16 protein-coding genes are annotated in these 19,670 nt (G+C 56.9%); 12 read left to right on the forward strand and 4 right to left on the reverse strand.

The features are described from left to right. Nucleotides 1-244 precede the first annotated feature (244 nt). The 5 genes from J4E63_RS09065 to J4E63_RS09085 are packed head-to-tail and all read left to right on the forward strand — an operon-like array spanning nucleotide 245 to nucleotide 5,371. Entirely contained in the window at nucleotides 245-1,555 is a 1,311-nt protein-coding gene (locus J4E63_RS09065) for a sugar ABC transporter substrate-binding protein (protein WP_060738037.1), read from the forward strand. A gap of 59 nt (nucleotides 1,556-1,614) precedes the next feature. Then, nucleotides 1,615-2,541, forward strand: a complete 927-nt coding sequence (locus J4E63_RS09070; RefSeq protein ID WP_013692785.1) for a carbohydrate ABC transporter permease — start codon at nucleotides 1,615-1,617, stop codon at nucleotides 2,539-2,541. Nucleotides 2,542-2,551: 10 nt separating this feature from the next. Continuing rightward, nucleotides 2,552-3,385: a carbohydrate ABC transporter permease gene (locus J4E63_RS09075; RefSeq protein ID WP_013692786.1), complete on the forward strand. Its 834-nt coding sequence runs from the start codon at nucleotides 2,552-2,554 to the stop codon at nucleotides 3,383-3,385. A gap of 57 nt (nucleotides 3,386-3,442) precedes the next feature. Continuing rightward, the gene (locus tag J4E63_RS09080; protein ID WP_063321903.1) at nucleotides 3,443-4,540 is read left to right on the forward strand and encodes an ABC transporter ATP-binding protein; all 1,098 of its coding nucleotides are present in this window, start codon (nucleotides 3,443-3,445) and stop codon (nucleotides 4,538-4,540) included. 57 nt (nucleotides 4,541-4,597) lie between these two features. After that, a complete protein-coding gene (locus J4E63_RS09085; RefSeq protein ID WP_207281707.1) occupies nucleotides 4,598-5,371 on the forward strand; it encodes an L-iditol 2-dehydrogenase in 774 nt (257 codons plus the stop codon). Nucleotides 5,372-5,559: 188 nt separating this feature from the next. Here J4E63_RS09085 and J4E63_RS09090 read toward each other — a convergent pair whose 3' ends face one another. From J4E63_RS09090 to J4E63_RS09105, 4 genes are read right to left on the reverse strand one after another with little or no spacing between them, the layout of a single operon-like run. Continuing rightward, the gene (locus J4E63_RS09090; protein WP_219738602.1) at nucleotides 5,560-6,276 is read right to left on the reverse strand and encodes an NADPH-dependent F420 reductase; all 717 of its coding nucleotides are present in this window, start codon (nucleotides 6,274-6,276) and stop codon (nucleotides 5,560-5,562) included. Further along, entirely contained in the window at nucleotides 6,273-7,589 is a 1,317-nt protein-coding gene (locus J4E63_RS09095; RefSeq protein ID WP_207281708.1) for an NTP/NDP exchange transporter, read from the reverse strand. The genes J4E63_RS09090 and J4E63_RS09095 overlap by 4 nt, the downstream gene beginning before the upstream one ends. 3 nt (nucleotides 7,590-7,592) lie before the next feature. Continuing rightward, on the reverse strand, nucleotides 7,593-8,756 hold the full coding sequence (locus J4E63_RS09100) for an MBL fold metallo-hydrolase (RefSeq protein ID WP_259333652.1): 1,164 nt from the start codon (nucleotides 8,754-8,756) through the stop codon (nucleotides 7,593-7,595). A gap of 22 nt (nucleotides 8,757-8,778) precedes the next feature. Continuing rightward, complete coding sequence (locus J4E63_RS09105) at nucleotides 8,779-9,669, reverse strand: SDR family NAD(P)-dependent oxidoreductase (RefSeq protein WP_207281709.1); 891 nt, start codon at nucleotides 9,667-9,669, stop codon at nucleotides 8,779-8,781. A 186-nt stretch (nucleotides 9,670-9,855) separates the two neighbouring features. On the opposite strand from J4E63_RS09105, the gene J4E63_RS09110 reads away from it, so the two are divergent. The 7 genes from J4E63_RS09110 to adeC all read left to right on the forward strand — a co-directional run bounded on the left by J4E63_RS09110 (nucleotide 9,856) and on the right by adeC (nucleotide 19,653). Continuing rightward, complete coding sequence (locus J4E63_RS09110) at nucleotides 9,856-10,743, forward strand: LysR family transcriptional regulator (RefSeq protein WP_207281710.1); 888 nt, start codon at nucleotides 9,856-9,858, stop codon at nucleotides 10,741-10,743. A 160-nt stretch (nucleotides 10,744-10,903) separates the two neighbouring features. Further along, complete coding sequence (locus J4E63_RS09115) at nucleotides 10,904-11,257, forward strand: cyclophilin-like fold protein (protein ID WP_060743031.1); 354 nt, start codon at nucleotides 10,904-10,906, stop codon at nucleotides 11,255-11,257. 100 nt (nucleotides 11,258-11,357) lie between these two features. Next, nucleotides 11,358-12,263 (forward strand): LysR family transcriptional regulator, encoded by a 906-nt coding sequence (locus tag J4E63_RS09120; RefSeq protein ID WP_060743030.1) that lies wholly within the window; start codon nucleotides 11,358-11,360, stop codon nucleotides 12,261-12,263. 51 nt (nucleotides 12,264-12,314) lie between these two features. After that, the gene (locus J4E63_RS09125; RefSeq protein ID WP_060743258.1) at nucleotides 12,315-13,493 is read left to right on the forward strand and encodes an XdhC family protein; all 1,179 of its coding nucleotides are present in this window, start codon (nucleotides 12,315-12,317) and stop codon (nucleotides 13,491-13,493) included. 431 nt (nucleotides 13,494-13,924) lie between these two features. After that, nucleotides 13,925-15,073, forward strand: coding sequence for an efflux RND transporter periplasmic adaptor subunit (locus J4E63_RS09130; RefSeq protein ID WP_060743257.1), 1,149 nt, complete (start codon nucleotides 13,925-13,927; stop codon nucleotides 15,071-15,073). A gap of 3 nt (nucleotides 15,074-15,076) precedes the next feature. Continuing rightward, nucleotides 15,077-18,232, forward strand: coding sequence for an efflux RND transporter permease subunit (locus J4E63_RS09135; RefSeq protein ID WP_060743029.1), 3,156 nt, complete (start codon nucleotides 15,077-15,079; stop codon nucleotides 18,230-18,232). Beyond that, complete coding sequence (gene adeC / locus J4E63_RS09140; protein WP_060743028.1) at nucleotides 18,229-19,653, forward strand: AdeC/AdeK/OprM family multidrug efflux complex outer membrane factor; 1,425 nt, start codon at nucleotides 18,229-18,231, stop codon at nucleotides 19,651-19,653. The genes J4E63_RS09135 and adeC overlap by 4 nt, the downstream gene beginning before the upstream one ends. Nucleotides 19,654-19,670: the final 17 nt, after the last annotated feature.

The raw sequence follows: 19,670 nt of genomic DNA on the forward strand, positions 1-19,670 counted from the left end.
ACGCCGAATTCGTCCGGGACTGCTAGCCCAACTATTGCAGCTGGTTGATACTTTTTTAACCCTTGTGGCTGCCGGCTATCGCGATCAAAAAAGTATCAATTCGGCGTCCGCGATTCGTTTGAGGGCGGGGCGGGTAGGTGATCTAATCAATTCGCCCACCACTGCAATGCGGTCTTGTTTGGCTCACAAGTGGTGAACAACAACAATAATAGCTCCGGTCATCTGGCTTGGAGTGGAGAGCCCCATGAAGATTACGAATGCGCTAATTCTTTCTACTGGTCTGTCATTCGCCCTTGCCAGCCATGCCGCTGAGACGCTGACCATCGCGACGGTCAACAACGGTGACATGATCCGAATGCAACGGCTATCCAAGGTCTTCGAGCAGCAGCATCCCGACATCAAACTGAACTGGGTCGTGCTCGAAGAGAACGTTCTGCGTCAGCGCCTGACCACTGACATTGCCACTCAAGGTGGTCAGTTCGACGTGTTGACCATTGGCACCTACGAGACCCCGATGTGGGGTGCTAAGAACTGGCTAGAGCCGATGAAGGACCTCCCGGCCGGCTACGACGTCGACGATATCTTTCCTGCCGTGCGTCAGGGCCTTTCTGTTAACGATACGCTCTACGCACTGCCGTTCTACGGCGAAAGCACCATCACGTACTACCGCACCGATCTGTTCAAGGCTGCTGGGCTGACGATGCCGGGGCAGCCGACCTGGTCGCAACTGGGCGAGTTCGCTGCCAAGCTCAATGATCCTTCGAAGGATCAATATGGCATGTGCTTGCGTGGCAAAGCTGGCTGGGGCGAAAACATGGCCTTGCTTACCACGATGGCCAACGCCTTCGGGGCGCGCTGGTTCGATGAGAAATGGCAGCCTGAACTCAATGGTCCTGAGTGGAAGGCAGCAGCGACGTTTTATGTTGATACCCTGAAGAAATATGGCCCTCCCGGAGTATCCAGTAACGGGTTCAACGAAACACTGGCCCTTTTCAACAGTGGAAAATGCGCGATTTGGGTTGATGCAAGCGTGGCTGGATCTTTCACCACCGATAAGGAGCAGAGCCGGGTGGTGGACAGCGTAGGTTTCGCTCCTGCGCCTATTGAGGTTACCGACAAGGGGTCCTCATGGTTGTACGCCTGGTCATTGGCAATTCCTGCCACCTCCAAGCACAAAGAGGCCGCCAAATCGTTCGTCACCTGGGCCACCTCCAAAGAGTACATCCAGCTAGTTACCGATAAGGATGGCATCACGAACGTGCCACCCGGTACACGCATCTCGACCTACAGTGACGCTTACCTCAAGGCCGCGCCGTTTGCTCAGGTAACGTTGCAAATGATGAAGCACGCTGACCCGTCGCAGCCTTCAGCCAAACCTGTTCCGTACGTGGGCATTCAATACGTGGTGATCCCCGAGTTTCAGTCGATCGGTACATCGGTAGGCAAGCTTTTCTCCGCAGCATTGACAGGACAAATGTCGGTTGAGCAAGCGCTGGCTTCTGCCCAGTCCACAACCGAACGCGAGATGAAGCGTGCGGGCTATCCCAAAAAATAAATAGCCCCTTACCTCCGCCGGCTTAGCGCCGGCGGTCACAGCCGCACAGGTAAATAATCATGAACACGTCCATTATTCGAGCCCAGCTTGCGGCCTCGGCGCCATCACGCGCACGCCGTTTGATCAATCCAGGATGGTTTCTGGTGTCGCCATCGGTTGCACTTTTGTTGCTCTGGATGATCGTGCCGCTGGCCATGACCGTTTATTTTTCGGTGATCCGGTACAACCTGCTCAATCCAGGGGAAAACGAGTTCGTTGGCCTGGAGAACTTTGCCTATTTCGTGACAGATTCGGGTTTTCTTCCCGGAGCGCTTAACACGTTGATATTGGTGGGCAGCGTGCTGCTGATCAGCGTGATTTTTGGTGTCTTGATTGCAGCCTTGCTTGAGGCAAGCGAGTTCTTTGGACGCGGCATAGTCAGGGTGCTGCTCATTTCGCCGTTTTTTATCATGCCGACCGTGGGGTCGCTGATCTTCAAGAACCTGATCTTCCACCCTGTCTCCGGGATCCTCGCGGCGGTATGGAAGTTCTTCGGGGCACAGCCCGTCGATTGGCTAGCTCATTACCCACTCTTCTCGATCATCGTCATCGTTTCCTGGCAGTGGCTGCCTTTTGCGATCTTGTTGCTGATGACAGCCATGCAGTCGCTCGATCAAGAGCAGAAAGAGGCCGCTCGATTGGATGGGGCGGGTGCCCTGGCCATCTTCTGGCATTTGACCCTGCCACATTTGGCCAGGCCCATCGCGGTGGTGGTGATGATCGAGACGATTTTCCTGCTGTCGGTATTTGCAGAAATCTTCACCACGACAAATGGCGGACCTGGGTTCGCTTCCACCAACCTCGCCTATCTGATCTACAACCAGGCACTGGTGCAGTTCGATGTGGGCATGGCCTCGGCCGGTGGTCTGATTGCGGTGGTGATCGCCAACATCGCGGCGATTGTGCTGGTGCGCATGATTGGCAAGAACCTGACCGACAAAGCCTGAGGACAACGCCATGATGACGCTTAAACAATCCCGGTCTCTGCAAAGCGTACTGCTCGGCACCTTGGCCTGGGTCACCGCTTTGCTGTTGTTCTTTCCGATCTTTTGGATGGTGCTTACCAGTTTCAAGACCGAGATCGACGCCTTCGCTACGCCGCCACAGTTCATCTTCATGCCTACGCTGGAGAATTACTTGCACATTCAGGAGCGCAGTGACTACTTCCACTTCGCGTGGAACTCGGTGCTGATTTCCTTCTCCGCTACAGCGTTGTGCATGCTGATCGCGGTGCCGGCGGCCTACTCGATGGCGTTCTATGAGACCAAGCGCACTAAGCAGACGCTGCTTTGGATGCTATCGACCAAGATGCTTCCTCCAGTTGGGGTGCTCATGCCTATCTACCTTCTGGCGAAGGGGGCGGGGTTGCTGGACACCCGGATCGCGCTGATCGTGATCTACACCCTGATCAACCTGCCCATCGTGGTGTGGATGATTTACACGTACTTCAAAGACATTCCCCGGGAGATTCTGGAGGCGGCCAGGCTGGACGGGGCGACCCTGGGACAGGAGATGCTGCGCGTGCTGCTGCCCATCAGCAAGGGTGGACTGGCGTCGACCATGCTGCTGTCGATGATCCTGTGCTGGAACGAGGCCTTCTGGTCGCTCAACCTGACGAGCTCCAGCGCCGCACCTCTGACCGCGCTGATCGCTTCCTACTCGAGCCCCGAGGGCCTGTTCTGGGCGAAGCTTTCCGCGGTTTCCACATTGGCCTGTGCACCTATCTTGATCTTCGGCTGGATCAGTCAGAAGCAATTGGTTCGTGGGCTGTCCTTTGGCGCCGTCAAATGACGACGTCGAGCATTCAATGATTTCGCGAAGGCTCCAATTTCATACAGGACTTTACGCATGGCCACTTTGAAAATAGAAAATCTCAAGAAAGGTTTCGAGGGACTGTCCATCATCAAGGGCATCGATCTCGAGGTTAAGGACAAGGAATTTGTGGTGTTCGTAGGGCCGTCGGGGTGTGGCAAGTCGACCCTGTTGCGCCTGATTGCAGGTTTGGAAGACGTCACGAGCGGCACGATCGAGCTCGACGGCCGAGACATCACTGAGGTGACTCCCGCCAAGCGAGACCTGGCCATGGTATTCCAAACCTATGCTCTGTATCCGCACATGACGGTACGGAAGAATTTGTCATTTGCCTTGGATCTGGCCGGTGAGAAGAAGCCGGATGTGGAAAGGAAGGTCGCCGAGGCCGCAAGGATTCTCGAGCTTGGTTCTCTGCTCGACCGCAAGCCTAAGCAGTTGTCAGGTGGTCAGCGCCAACGGGTCGCGATTGGTCGTGCGATTGTCCGAAACCCGAAGATTTTCCTTTTCGATGAGCCACTGTCGAACCTTGATGCTGCGCTGCGTGTACAGACGCGCTTGGAGCTGTCCCGACTGCATAAGGAGCTGCAGGCGACCATGATCTACGTGACCCATGACCAGGTCGAAGCCATGACGCTCGCCACCAAGGTCGTTGTGCTTAACGCAGGGCGGATCGAGCAGATTGGTTCGCCGCTCGAGCTCTACCATCACCCTGCCAACCTGTTCGTTGCCGGCTTCCTTGGGACACCAAAAATGGGATTCTTGCAGGCGACTGTGCATGCCGTGCATGCGTCGGGGGTTGAGGTTAGATTCGCCTCTGGAACCACTTTGCTCATTCCACGCGACAGCAGTGCGTTGTCGGTCGGGCAATCCGTGACGATCGGGATACGGCCGGAGCATTTGACCCTGAGCGCTGAAGGCCAAGTGCCGGTCACGACGGATGTCACCGAGCGCCTGGGCAGCGATACCTTCTGCCACGTGAATGTCGATTCAGGAGAAAGCCTGACGGTACGTGTCCAGGGGGATTGCGAAGTGCCGTACGCCGCCCGGCGTTATCTCACCCTTGATGTCGCTCATTGCCATCTATTTGATGAGAGCGGTCTTTCGGTAAGCCCTGCGGCATCACGCGCGGCCTGACTTCCATCAGGCGCGCTCTTTCGATGAAGCGCGCCACGAACCACAAAGGTAGATTCAATGAAACGTCTCGAAGGTAAAAGCGCTTTGATCACGGGTTCCGCACGCGGTATTGGCCGCTCGTTTGCCCAGGCCTATATCGGTGAAGGCGCTACGGTCGCTATAGCCGACATCAATTTGGAAAGAGCTCAAGCGACGGCCTTCGAGCTAGGGCCGCAAGCTTACGCGGTGGAGATGGACGTTACCCGCCAGGCGTCCATTGATGCAGCAATCGCTGAGGTCGTTGCCCACGCAGGAAAGCTGGACATCCTTGTGAACAATGCGGCGTTGTTCGATCTTGCACCGATCACCGAGATCACTCGGGAAAGCTACGACAAGCTTTTTGCAATCAACGTCAGCGGGACGCTGTTCACGCTTCAGGCAGCGGCGAAGCAGATGATCAGTCAGGGGCATGGCGGGAAGATCATCAACATGGCTAGCCAGGCGGGTCGCCGCGGTGAGGCGCTGGTAGGCGTCTACTGCGCCACCAAGGCGGCGGTCATCAGCCTTACGCAGTCTGCTGGCCTCAACCTCATCAAGCACAAAATCAATGTCAATGCGATCGCCCCGGGGGTTGTCGATGGCGAACACTGGGACGGTGTCGACGCGCTCTTCGCCAAACACGAGAACCGACCTCTAGGTGAGAAGAAGCGGCTCGTCGGCCTTGAAGTTCCGTATGGGAGAATGGGGACGGCAGAGGATCTGGTAGGAATGGCAATTTTCCTGGCGGGCTCGGAGAGCGATTACATCGTTGCACAAACGTACAACGTTGATGGCGGGAACTGGATGAGCTGAGTGCAGGAGGGGGGGCGGGTGACAGGAGAGCGGCACATTTTCCGATCACCCGGCGGTTAGATTCAGCTTCCTCGCGATCACGCTGCCCGACTCATGAGAGCCTGGCAGTTTGATCCACCGGCCGATTGTTGAGGTGGGAGCTAGCAGCAAGGTTTCTTGCTTATCTACGCGGCCACCAGAACTCTGCACTACAGGCCGAGGAGGCGGCGCAGTTCCGGTGCGGTCAGATGGGCGCGGAAACCCGGCCTGCCCGGCTGGAACGAGGCGGAGGCAGCCAGGTTGCCCACGACGACTGGGTCGCAACCAGCATCGCGTACCATGTCGGCGGCGACCCGCAAGGCCTCGGCGTCATCTCCGGCGATGGGCATGCCAATGCTCCCGCCCGCTCGTGAGGCAGACGTTGCCACCACGGTGGCATCGACGGCACTGAATGCGCGCACCAGTCGCGCGCCGATCATGTACTTCGCGACGGTTTCAGCAACGCCCAGGTTGTGCGCTTCGCGGTATACATCGCTGCTGCTTGTGCCCCAAGGATTGGTGGAGTCCAGAACGATCTTGCCGCGGTAGGCACTGTGCAGGTCTCGCCCGACCTGGGGCAGCGCTTCAAACGGAATAGCCAACAGAAGCACGGTGCCGAACTCCGCTGCCGCCATCGGCAGGCCGGCCGAAGCGCGTGGCCCTAACTCCTCAACCATGTCTTGCAATTGCTCTGGATGGCGGGAAGAGAACATGACCTCATGTCCAGCCTCGACCCACAGCCGACCTACCGTGCCGCCCAGCGAGCCGCTACCGATCACGCCGATGCGTGTTGGCGCGACTGCAAAGGCGCGACTCGCGGGGATGAGCCAAGGCAGAGCGGCCAATACGCCAAGGGATTTCACTATGGAGCGGCGGGTAGACTTCATGTCCTGTCCTCAATCAATGATGGTGAGACCGTAGCATCTCGCTGTTCCTGCTTCAGGTGGGTTCGTCCCAACCAGACACTCAAGCCCAGCCAGATAGCTGAGAGGGGGACCGAGATCATGGGAATCTGCGCCAGGGTCAGGCCAAGGCCCATCAGGCTTGCGTATCCCCAACTGGCGATTTGGTCACCGCCACGATAAACGACCGTGTCGATGAAGTTCTTAGCTTTGTAGCGATCTTCACGTGTGCTGGAGGTAAACAGGATTTCCCTGGCGGGTCTGGCCAGTGCGAAGTTCGCTACCCGGCGGGCGACCTGCGCGGCCACGATGACCGCGACGCTAGGGCTGGCGGCCAAGGCAGCGAAGCCGAACAGGCTGACCAGCGGCAGGACACACAGCGTTGCCACGATGCCCACGGTGGCGATCATCCTGCCGGTGATGAACAGCTGGAATACCAGTGTGATCGCATTGACGATCAGGTCGATATTGGCAAAGAACGCCGTGCGGGTCGCACGATCAGGGAGCGAGGACTCGGCGATGCTGGCCTGCTGAAAATACAAGAAAGTCGACGTGACCGAGTACAGCAGAATGAATAGTGCCAACCCGACCAAGTAGGGCGAGCGCAACGTGTGGACCATGCCGGTAAAGATGCCGCCACCCAAGGGCTGGTCCGGGTTTTCCTTGAGCGTGGTGTGGCTGAACATCGAAGCAAGGCGAGATAAACGACGTGATGCAAGTACCGCCACTTCCAGAAACAGGATGGCAATCACCATCAGCCAGGAGCGGTCCAACTGTTGGATCAGGCTGGAAGTGATAGCCGAGCCCAAGAGGCCGCCAATCGTTGCTCCTGCCGCGAGTAGCCCGAACAGCCGTTTGCCCTGCTCGCTGTCGAAGATATCCACCATGAACGACCAGAACACCGAGACGACGAACAGGTTAAACACCGAGACCCAGATGAAAAAGGCACGTCCCAGCCAGATCTGCCACTGTGGATCGGCGAGATGCAGCAGCAGTGCAAACAACATCAGGTTGGCAGCGAAGAAGCGATAGGACACGACGATGAACTGCTTGCGTGGCAGTTTGCGCACGGCCAGCGCGAACAACGGGCTGGCTACCAGCATCGCCAACAACGTACCAGTGAATAGCCAGGGCAAGTTCTGGACTCCGCCCGCCACACCGAGCTCGTCGCGAATAGGTCGCAACAGGTAATACGCCAGAAACAGCGCGATGACGTAGAGCATCGACCACAGGACTGCGGGAGCTTCTTCGGGGCGCACCTTGGCCTGGCGCTGCAACAGCGATAAGGGAGACTGCACGACTTACTCCTCCCTGGCTCCAGCCGCGAGCTGAGGCGGAGTCTTCACCACGTCGTCTTCCCACCATGCCGTGAACGACTGCGCACGGCCGTCAAGGTAGACCGTGCGGCCGATTTCGGGCGTCCACAGCGCGAAGGTTTGCCCCTGACTGGCGACTTGCATGCGCTTGAACGGATCATCCCAATCGTGAGGGGCGATGGAGAAGCGGCCCACATGCGTCTGCATCAGCACTCGGGCGCGCAGGTCCTTGGCTGCCTGCGCGGCCTGTTCCGGATTCATGTGGACGTTCGCCCAGCGCGGATCGTACTGACCGGCATCAATGGCGACATAGTCGAACGGACCCAGCCGCTGGCCGATCTCGGCAAAGTGCGGGCCATAACCCGAGTCGCCACTGAAAAACAACCGCTGCTCAGGAGACACAAGTGCAAAGCCGACCCACAGCGACTGATCGCGGGTAAAGGTGCGTCCAGAGTAGTGTCGAGCTGTGGTGACGTGGACTCTGACGTTCGGTGTCAGCGCGATGACTTCGTTCCAGTCGGCTTCACGTACGACTCCCATGTCGTAGCCCCAGCGCTCGAAATGCGCGCCTACACCCAACCCCACGATAACCTTTCTGACTTTGGGCTGAAGCGCCTGAACGGTTGGATAGTCCAAGTGATCGTAATGATCGTGGCTGATCAACAAAGCGTCGATCTCGGGTATGTCATCGGCCGTGTAGAGGCTGGTGCCCTCGAATGCCTTGTTCACTCCGGGGATCGGCGCGGCGTAAGTGCTGAACACCGGATCGATCAGGATGCGTTGTCCGCCCAGTTGCACGAAGTAGGAGGAATGGCCCAGCCAAACGACTATATCCTGTGTAGGGTCGAGTGCTTTGAGGTCGGTCTTGACGGCGGGAATCGGGCTTGGCGGTCGAGGCTGCCCCTCTTGCCCGAAAAGGGTCTGCATCCACATCGATATCTCGGATTGGTCCGTGGTCTTCATGGGCGTGTCGATCTGGTTGCGGAACACTCCGTCGGCATGATTGGGCGAATGTTCGATGCGCGTCAGCCGCTCGCCGCTGGGCAGGTCGCCGAAGACCGGCTGCTGTAAATAGGCGAAGGCGCCAACGATGCCTAGCAGAGCGATACCGACAACGGCCATGAGAAGACGACCCCAGAATAATTTCATGCAGTAGTTACCGTGGAGATGGTCACGACAGGTTCGTGCCGCTGGCGCGCGTGAGTTCAGCCAGCAGCAAGTCTTGGAATCGGGAGTCTTGGACCGCGGAATGCGGCTGTTCGCGTTGCTGATGGTGCCAATAGCCGCCGCTGGTGAGTGCCTCAGGATCATTGCTGGTGGCAAGCCATTCCTGGGTCAGGTGTCCCAGGCGCAGGTCGTCAGGCGCGTTGGGACCTCCCATCTTCGTTGGGACCCAGCCCGGATCGACCGCATTACTGAGGACGTCGGGGTACAACCGCGCAACGGCGGCTGCGAGTGCGGTTACAAAGAGTTTGCTGTCCGAATAGCTGCCTGTGGGGGTGCTGCCCGACCAGTCCAATCCCGTCAGGCTGGCTCGTCCCCCCCTATGCATGCTGCTGCTCAGGTAGATCAGACGCTTGGGGCGCTGAATCAGGGCCGTCAGCATATAGGGTGCGATAACGTTGACGACCAGCAGTTGCGCCCCGCTAAGGATGCCTGCGTTGTGAACAATGGCATCCATCGCGCCGATGGCATTGACTTGACGGGCAAGATCGCGAACCTGTTCAAGATCACCCAAGTCGCCGACTGTCGCGATGGCGCCCTGGTCCACGAGTTCTTGCACGGCAGACAACCGAGCAGGTGAGCGCACATGCACGACAACATCGTGGCCTTGGGCAAGCAGAGTCTTGGCGGTGGCATGGCCCAGTCCATCTGCCGAGCCGGTAATGAATACGCGGGCTTTGCCGCCTGTATTGTTGTCCCGTTGTGCGCTGGACGCGGGAGCTTTCCTTCGGGAATTGGCTGGGGTCTCTGCCCAGGATGCCGCTGCTTCCAGAAGGGAGCCTGCGACCAACGCCGAACCCAGTCCGGCGCCTCTGATGAGAAAGTCTCTACGATCCATGGGCGTCCCCTCGGGCTACTTCGCGCCTTTCGTCCCGAGCGCCATGGCGATTGCTCGCGTTGAATATAACGAAGTGTTGGTTAACGAGGTTGTTAATGTAACCGTCCCGCTTCGGCGCCACTAGCTAATCAGTCCTTAAAGGGGCTATAAGGCCTGCTAATTAATGATTCATGAGAGACTTGGACGATGGTCAGACGTAACCTCAATGATCTCTTATCGTTCGTAACGATCGCCCGTGAAGGCAGCTTCACTCGGGCTGCTTCCGTACTAGGGGTGACTCAATCTGCCCTCAGCCAGGCAATGAGTGGGTTAGAGGCCAGGCTGGAGATTCGCTTGCTTACACGAACCACGCGTAGCGTATCACCTACGGTAGCTGGCGAGCGTTTACTAAAAGCCATTGGTCATCGCTTTGACGAAATCGAGGCAGAACTCGACGAGCTGACTGAGATGCGTGATAAGCCTGCCGGCACCGTGCGTATTACCTGTGGTGAGCACATTCTTCGGGCACATTTGCTTCCCAAGCTCACGCCGCTTTTGCTCGATTATCCGGATATCAAGATAGAGTTCGATATCAATTATGGTTTTCGAGACATCGTCGCCGACCGTTTCGATGCAGGCGTTCGTTTGGGCGATACCATCGACAAGGATATGGTTGCGGTACCCATCGGTCCTCAACTGCGTATGGCCGTTGCGGCCTCCCCGAAGTATTTCGAAAGGCATCCAACTCCCAAAAAACCACGTGACCTGCTAAAGCACAGTTGTATCAATCAGCGTATGCAAACAGCAGGGGGGTTGTACGTTTGGGAGTTTGAACGTCGCGGTCAACCGTTGAATGTACGGGTGGATGGCCAACTCGTTTTCAACACCTCTCCCAGCATGGTGGATGCGGCTTTGGCTGGCTTAGGCATCGCCTATCTTCCTGAAGAAGAATTCGCACCGCATCTGGAAAATGGCCGCCTGGTTCGTGTGTTGGAGGATTGGTGTGCTCCATTCCCGGGTTACCATTTGTATTACCCAAGTCGCAGGCAGCCATCGCGGGCTTTCACGCTCGTCATGAATGCACTGCGTGTGTAAGGAAGATTGATAAATCTCATTCATGACTTCAATCGCTGTAAGGTATTTCAGTTTTTCTGTCAGCTGATACCTTCTGGCAGGAAAGCAATTTGGCTGTCAGATCAATTCGGGTCGGGGGTAGGGCGTGCCCCGCAGCCCATCGGAGCAAAGTGGAGCAACTATGAAAATACGCATCGATGTTTCAGGCGGCCCGGTTACGGCAACGCTCGACAACAACGATTCCTCCATAGATTTCGTTAAGCAGCTGCCGATGAAACTGACACTGGACGACTACGCCTCGACCGAGAAGATCAGCGTCCTGCCCGAGCCATTATCGACACAGGGCGCGCCAGCTGGCTTCACGCCTTCGGCGGGTGACATTGCCTTCTATGTGCCATGGGGAAATCTCGCCATTTTTTATAAAGGCTTCAAGTATTCGAGCGGCCTTATCAAACTCGGCAGAGTTGATTCCGGTCTGGACATACTCGCGCGCCCAGGCCCCCTCGAAGTGAAGATCACATTGGTCGATGAGTGATCCCCCAAAGCGATCAGAACCATGCCGGTAAAACTGTCTGTGGCGTAGGGGGCGGTGAGGTCTTTTCGTTCATACGTTTCACACCAATGGCAGAGAACCAATGCAGCTGACTCGTGCCAACTTTGGCGATTTTATCTACTTTTTAGCCGTCGCCCGCCATTCCAGCTTCAGTCGTGCGGGTGTTGAGGTGGGGATAAGTGCGTCTGCGCTGAGCCACGCTATCAAGGGGCTGGAGGCGAGATTGGGGGTTCGTTTGCTCAATCGCACGACCCGCAGCGTCACCCTGACGGCAGCCGGTGAAGAACTGCTGGCACTGATAAGCGAACCTGTCGACAAAATCGACCAGGCCATTGAGCTGTTGAATAAGTTCCGTGATGAGCCCACGGGTCGTATACGGCTGAATGTTTTCAGCGACGCGGCGCTTCTTTTGTTGGCACCCGTTTTATCGACATTTGCCCATCGTTATCCCGATATCGAAGTGGAAGTCTCAACCACCAACAGTATGGTCGACATTGTTGAAGGAGGCTTCGACGCTGGGATCAGGTATGGCGCTACCGTACCTGAAGGCATGATTGCCCAAAGCCTCTCCCCCCCTGTTCGATGGGTCGTGGTAGGAACCCCCGATTACCTCGACCGATGTGGCATGCCTCTGCACCCAGAGGATTTGAAACAGCACAGTTGTTTAAGGTTTCGGCTAGGCAACGGTCGGATGTACAACTGGGAGTTTGAGAAAGAGGGTGAAAAATTAGAGATCCCAGTGTCCGGTAATGTCGTGTTGGATGAGACGCGGATGATGCTCGCCATGGTCACCCAGGGCGCTGGGCTGACTTATTGTGCCGAACCCATTGTCGCGCCGCTTGTAGCGGAAGGAACTTTACAAGTGGTTTTGGAGGATTGGGTCAGTGTTGGTCCAGGCTTCCATATCTATTACTCAAGCTACCGGCAGGTGCCGATCACGCTGCGTTTGCTGATCGACTTGATCAGAGAGTTGCACCCGCTTGGATAGTTGGCGATCGACCGCGACTTTGCCGGATTCGCTTTGGGAGAGAGATCTGATATGTCCAGTTTGAACGCATTGCTCGATGCCATCCACGTCGAACAGAACGAGGGTCGAGAGTCTGTACTCGCCACCGTTGTGAAAGTCGAGGGTTCGGCGTATCGCCGTCCGGGGGCGCGCATGCTCGTTTCACAATATGGACGTCCGGAGGGCACTATCAGTGGTGGCTGTCTGGAGGCTGATGTGGTGCGAAAGGCCTGGTGGCTAAGTGAGTCGGGCCCGGTGATTCGTAGCTACAGCACAGCCGAGGCCACAGACGAAGAGGGCGGTGAAGAGTCCCTTGGTTTCGGGCTGGGCTGCAACGGCAAGGTATATGTGTTGTTTGAGCGAATACCAGCTACAAAGCAATGCGCTGTGCTTGATGCTTTACGCAAAGTAAGAAGCAACCAGAGACCCGTAGCAATCGCAACGGTAATAGCGGGCTCACGCAATAGCCGTGCAGATGTTGGAGACCGTGTGTTCCTGGAATCTGGCGCGGCGCCCTTCGGGGGACTCTACCATCCTGCACTGAACGAGCGAATTACCGCTGATCTGCGTCTCACATTGGACCAGCAAAAATCTACGCGGCAACGCTATACCGAAGGCTACGCAGAGGTAGAGGTTTTTCTAGAATACGTCGCGCCACCACCGCGTCTGATGATCTTTGGGGCGGGCCATGATGCGCAGCCGTTGGTACGGATCGCAAAAATCTTGGGGTGGCATGTCACCGTTGTTGATAGTCGCCCACATTTCGCCCGTCCGGAACGTTTTCCCGAAGCGGATCGGGTGTTGAGCGCCGATATAGGCGGGCCTTTCGAATTTCGAAAATTTGTGGAGGGGGCGTGTGTGGCGGTAATGTCCCATAGCCTGAGCCAGGATGCGCATTGGTTGAAAGGCGCGTTACAAGGTAATCCCCGTTACGTCGGTCAGCTCGGGCCGCGTGATCGAACCGAGCGTCTGCTTGATGAAATAACGCGACAGACAAACAGCCTGCCTGCGCTGGACCGATTGCACTATCCAATGGGTTTGGATTTGGGTGGAGACACCCCGGAAAGTGTGGCGATGGCGGTGCTTGGGGAGATGCAGGCCGTCCTGAATGGGCGAGCGGGTGGAAGTCTGAAGTTGCGGACGTCAACGATCCACGAAACTTGTCAGCTTGAGCCCAGATGTTCCCGTGAATTATCCATGGCAGAGTCGTAGAAGGCTTGAGTTGGAAGCTCCGGCAGGATATGAGCCTCGCCGATGCGCTGCACGCATTCGAGGCCAAAACTGATAAAAACTCACTAATCGAAATGCTGTCCTCCGTTAATCGCTGGATATAGAGCGTTGTGAGTAATCTGCAAAATTCTGAAAACATTTTATTGCTGAATATCACTCATTGGTGATTTCAGTAAAGTCGGGCTAATCCTCAGGCCCCTCCATTGTTAGCATGCTCACATAACAATCCAATGCGCAGCGCATTGGCTCATCGGGTTTATTAACCCGGTCAATAAGCTTGATCTTCGCACCGCGCCTCTTGCGCGTACTTGCCGAACTCTGTCTCCCCATTGCCGTCAGCAGCTGTTTCAGCCTGTGCTGCGGCAGTTTGCAAACTCATGCGCGCATTTTTCAGCGCGATGTTCGAGGACTTTATGCCATTCAAGCCTATCTTTCCTGCTTTGGTGACCGCCATTGCTTTTGCCACGATGCTCAGTGGATGCAACAAGGAGCAGGCTGCTGCTACCCCGGCGCAAGCCCCTCAAGTCAGTGTGGTGACCCTGAAACCTCAGGCGGTGACCTTGTTCAACGACCTGCCCGGGCGTACCAGTGCCTACCGCCTTGCTGAGGTTCGGCCGCAGGTGGATGGCATCGTCCTGAAACGCTTGTTCAAGGAAGGCGCAGATATCAAGGCTGGTCAGCAGCTTTATCAGATCGATCCATCAACTTACGAGGTGACGCTCGCCAGTGCGCAGGCCAGTTTGGAGCAATCTCGCTCGCTGACCACCCGGTATCGGCAACTGATCGATGAGCAGGCGGTGAGCAAGCAGGAGTATGACACCGCTCGATCTCAGCAGATGCAGGCAGAGGCACAAGTCAAGGGCGCCCAGATCAATCTGAGATATACCAAAATGTTCGCGCCCATCAGCGGGCGAATTGGACGTTCGGCTGTGACCGAGGGTGCGCTAGTTTCTAATGGCCAAGCAGCCCCCCTTGCGATTATCCAGCAACTCGACCCCATTTATGTCGATGTCACTCAGCCTTATGGCGAGGTGCTCAAACTGCGTCGGGCTCTTGAAAGCGGGCAGTTGCAGAAAACTGCTGACAGGGCTGCGAAAGTCAGCCTGACACTTCAGGACGGTAGCCAGTATCCGCTGCAGGGTTCGCTGGAGTTTTCAGAAGTCTCCGTCGACGAAGCAACCGGCTCGGTCACCCTGCGCGCCGTGTTCCCCAACCCCGATCACTTGCTGCTGCCCGGGATTTTTGTGCATGCGCGGTTGCAGGAGGGGGTCGCCGAGCAGGCCATTCTTGCTCCACAGATTGGTGTGACCCGGGATCTCAAGGGCACCCCGACCGCCATGGTCGTTACCGCCGATAACAAAGTCGAGCAACGCCAGCTCAAGGTTGGCCGCACCGTCGGTGCGAATGTGCTGGTGGAAAGCGGCTTGAGCGCCGGAGACAAAATCATCGTCGAAGGGCTTCAGTTCATTAAGCCGGGGATCACCGTGGTCGCTCAGGAAGCGATGACAGATGAGGCGAACAGAGCCCCTGTAGCGCTAAACACCAGCGCTAAGGCGGAGTAGACCATGTCGAAGTATTTTATTGATAGACCGATCTTCGCGTGGGTGCTTGCACTGATCATCATGCTCGTTGGGGCATTGTCGATCCTCAATTTGCCGATCAATCAATACCCTGACATCGCACCGCCCGCTGTCGCGATTCAGGTTTCTTACCCCGGTGCTTCCGCGCAGACAGTGCAAGATACGGTCGTGCAAGTGATCGAGCAGCAGATGAACGGCATCGACAATCTGCGCTACATCTCTTCGGAGAGTAATGCCGATGGCAGCATGCGAATCATCGTGACCTTCAACCAGGGTACCAACCCGGATATTGCCCAGGTTCAGGTACAGAACAAGCTGAACCTGGCCACGCCGCTGTTGCCGCGGGAAGTGCAGCAGCAAGGGCTGCGCGTCACAAAATTCCAACAGAATTTCATGATGTTCATCGGTCTGGTTTCCACCGATGGAAAACATACCAAGGAGGACCTATCCAACTACATCGTCTCAAATATCCAGGACCCGATTTCGAGGACTTCAGGTGTTGGTGACTTTCAGATTTGGGGCACGCAATACGCCATGCGAGTCTGGCTGGACCCGGCCAAACTGAACCAGTTCCAGTTGACGCCAGTCGACGTGACCGAGGCGATTGAGGCGCAGAACGTACAGGTAGCTTCGGGCACGATCGGTGGTCTTCCTGCGCGCAAAGGTACGGTGTTTACCGCAACTATCATCGGCAAGACGCGACTGCAGACCTCCGAGCAATTTGGTGACATTTTGCTTAAGGTCAATAGCGACGGCTCCCAGGTGCGCCTGAGTGATGTGGCTGATATCAGTTTGGGCGGTGAAAACTACAGCATCAACGCCCAAGCCAATGGCAAGCCTGCCTCGGGTATCGCCATCCGCTTGGCCACAGGCGCCAACGCCCTTGATACCGCCAGGGCGATTCGCGCCACGGTCGACCGACTGAAACCATTCTTCCCGGCCGGGATTGAAGCGGTGTACCCGTATGACACGACGCCGGTGGTCACCGAATCCATCAGCGGAGTGATGCATACACTGGGCGAGGCGGTAGTTCTGGTCTTTCTGGTCATGCTGCTGTTTTTGCAAAATCTGCGCGCCACCATCATTACGACTTTGACAGTGCCCGTTGTGTTGTTGGGTACGTTCGGCGTCCTTGCCGCGGCCGGCTTCTCTATCAATACCTTGACCATGTTCGGCATGATCCTGGCGATTGGATTACTCGTCGACGATGCGATTGTGGTGGTTGAAAACGTCGAACGGGTGATGGCGGAGGAGCACCTGTCACCCAGGGAGGCCACGCGCAAATCGATGGGGCAGATCCAGGGAGCGCTGGTGGGTATTGCCTTGGTGCTTTCGGCGGTGCTGTTGCCCATGGCTTTCTTTGGTGGCTCCACTGGCGTGATCTACCGGCAGTTCTCGATCACTATCGTATCGGCCATGGCGCTTTCGGTATTTGTTGCTTTGGTATTCACCCCGGCGCTTTGCGCCACGCTGCTCAAGCCCATCGATCCGACAAAGCACGGTCAGCCCAAGCGCGGTTTTTTTGGATGGTTCAACAGACGGTTCGATGCCTGCGTCAACGGATATGAGCAGGGCGTAGGCCAGATCATTCGGCATAGGGTGCCGGGCTTTATGGTTTACCTGGTAATCGTCGCCGGCACGATCTGGATGTTCGCCCGGATACCGACCTCGTTCCTGCCCGATGAAGACCAGGGTTTGATTTTTACGCAGGTGCAGACGCCGGCCAACAGCTCGGCTGAGACCACGCAAAAAGTGCTTGATCGCATGAGTCAGTACTTGCTGGACAAAGAGCACGGAGAAGGTAAAGCCGTTGCGACGGTGTTCACCGTTAACGGCTTCAACTTTGCCGGCCGCGGGCAGAATTCAGGGATTGCGTTCGTCAACCTGAAGCCATGGGATGAACGAGACAGTGACAATACTGTGTTCAAAATTGCCCAGCGTGCCCAGCAAGAGTTCCTGAAGTACCGCGACGCCCTGGTATATGCGGTGGTTCCGCCTTCGGTACTGGAGTTGGGTAACGCCACCGGCTTCGATTTCTACCTGCAGGACCAGGATAGCGTGGGCCATCAAAAACTCATGGAAGCGCGCGGCAAGTTTCTTGAGCTGGCTGCCCAGAGCCCGGTCCTCGCCGGTGTTCGCCCAAACGGCTTGGCCGACGAGCCACAGTACCACCTGACCATCGACGACGAGCGCGCGCGGGCGATGGGTATTTCTCTGGCCGATATCAACACCACGCTGTCAGTGGCATACGGCAGTAGTTATGTGAACGATTTCGTTGATCGCGGCCGAGTTAAGCGGGTGTACGTACAGGGCCAGCCTGACTCGCGCAGCACCGCAGAGGATCTGAGTAAATGGTTCGTGCGTAACAACCAGGGTCAGATGGTCCCGTTCTCGGCATTTGCGAGTGCCGAGTGGATCTTCGGCTCACCAAAACTGTCGCGCTACAACGGCGTTCCTGCCGAGCAAATTCTCGGGACTCCCGCCCCGGGTTACAGCTCTGGCCAGGCGATGGCGGAGGTCGAGCGAATTGCAGAACAACTGCCGCCCGGCGTAGGCATCTCTTTTACCGGGTTGTCCTATGAAGAGCGTCTTTCAGGGTCACAAGCGCCTGCTCTGTATGCGCTGTCGATTCTCGTCGTGTTTCTATGTCTGGCGGCACTCTATGAAAGCTGGTCGATCCCGATTGCGGTCATCTTGGTCGTGCCTCTTGGGGTAATCGGCGCGCTAATGGCCACGGCATTGCGGGGACTGTCCAACGACGTGTTCTTCCAAGTGGGTCTGTTGGTGACTGTGGGGTTGGCGGCGAAGAATGCGATCCTGATCGTCGAGTTTGCCAAGGAATTGAATGAAAAAGGTACACCGTTGCTGGAAGCGACGGTCGAGGCTTGTCGTATGCGTCTGCGTCCGATCGTGATGACGTCCTTGGCATTCATTCTCGGCGTGCTGCCTCTGACCATTTCCAGCGGAGCCGGCTCTGGCAGTCAGCACGCCATCGGCACGGGGGTGATCGGCGGCATGATAACGGCCACCGTTCTGGCGATTTTTTGGGTTCCCCTGTTCTTCGTTTCCGTTTCAACCTTGTTTAAAGGCAGCCGCAAGAAGCAGGACGAAACTGCTATGCGTGAGGAGGCAGGCCAATGACTCGCTCTTTAATCGGTCTCGCGATCAGCGCCGCTGTTCTGAGTGGTTGCTCACTGATCCCTGAGTATCAGCGACCGCAGGCTCCAGTTGCGGCGCAATATCCGCAGGGTCCTGCCTATCAGGCAACCAACGCTGCCGACCAGGCCGCTGTGGAGCAGGGGTGGCGCGAGTTTTTCCACGATCCGGCATTGCAGCGATTGATCCAGACTGCCTTGATCAATAACCGCGACCTGAAGGTCGCGGCACTGAACGTTGAGGCGTACCGGGCGCAATACCGAATCCAGAGAGCTGACCTGTTTCCGGCGATTGGCGCCAACGCCAGCGGAACACGACAGCGACTGCCGAGTGCTCAGACGCAGTCCGGTCAGGCCAGTATTTCCAGCCAATATGACGTCAACCTGGGAATCAGTTCGTACGAGTTGGATCTGTTTGGTCGCATCGCCAGTCTCAGCCAGCAGGCATTGGAAACGTATCTGTCTACCGCCCAGGCCCGACGCTCGACCCAGATCAGCATCGTTTCGAGCGTGGCCAATGCCTACCTCACCTGGCAAGCTGACCGTGAATTGCTCAAGCTCACCGAGAATACATTGGGCGCCTATGAAGAGAGCTTGCGTCTGACCGCTCGGAGCAATCAGGTGGGTGTGGCTTCTGCGCTTGATCTCGCACAGGCGCGTACCTCGGTGCAAGGTGCGCGGGCGAGCTTGGCAAACTACCAGCGCCGGGTAGCCGAAGACGAGAATGCTTTGGTGCTTCTTCTCGGTACAGGACTGCCCGCCGATTTGCCAGAGCCACAGTCCTTGGATGGCGACTTGCTCGCCAACGTACCGGCCGGACTGCCTAGTGATTTACTCGTCCGCCGTCCTGACATCCTAGCTGCCGAGCATTCGCTCCTGGCGGCTAACGCAAATATCGGTGCGGCGCGAGCGGCGTTTTTTCCTAGCATCAGCCTTACGGCAAATGCTGGCACCTCGAGCGCGAATCTGGATGGGCTGTTCAAAAGTGGCTCAGGCAGTTGGGCGTTTTCCCCTACCATCAGCTTGCCGATTTTCAATGCTGGCGCGTTACGCGCTAGTCTGGATTACTCAAAGATCCAGAAAGACATTGGTGTGGCCAACTACGAGAAAGCTATCCAGACTGCTTTCCAGGAGGTCTCCGACGGGTTGACTGCACGTAAAACTTACGTCGACCAGTTGCAGGCACAGAAGGATCTCGTTAACGCCAGCCAAGATTATTATCAGCTTGCCGAGCGTCGCTATCGAATCGGCGTGGACAGCCACCTGACTTTCCTGGACGCGCAGCGCTCGCTGTTTAGCAGCCAACAAGGGCTGATCAACGATCGTCTTGCGCAGTTGCAGGCTGAAGTGAGCTTGTATCGTGCACTGGGTGGGGGATGGAACGAGCGGGGCACGCATAAACTCTGAGGGCGACTAAGCAAAAA

This window comes from Pseudomonas sp. FW300-N2F2 (assembly GCF_017351655.1).
GTDB lineage: Bacteria > Pseudomonadota > Gammaproteobacteria > Pseudomonadales > Pseudomonadaceae > Aquipseudomonas > Aquipseudomonas fluorescens_AA.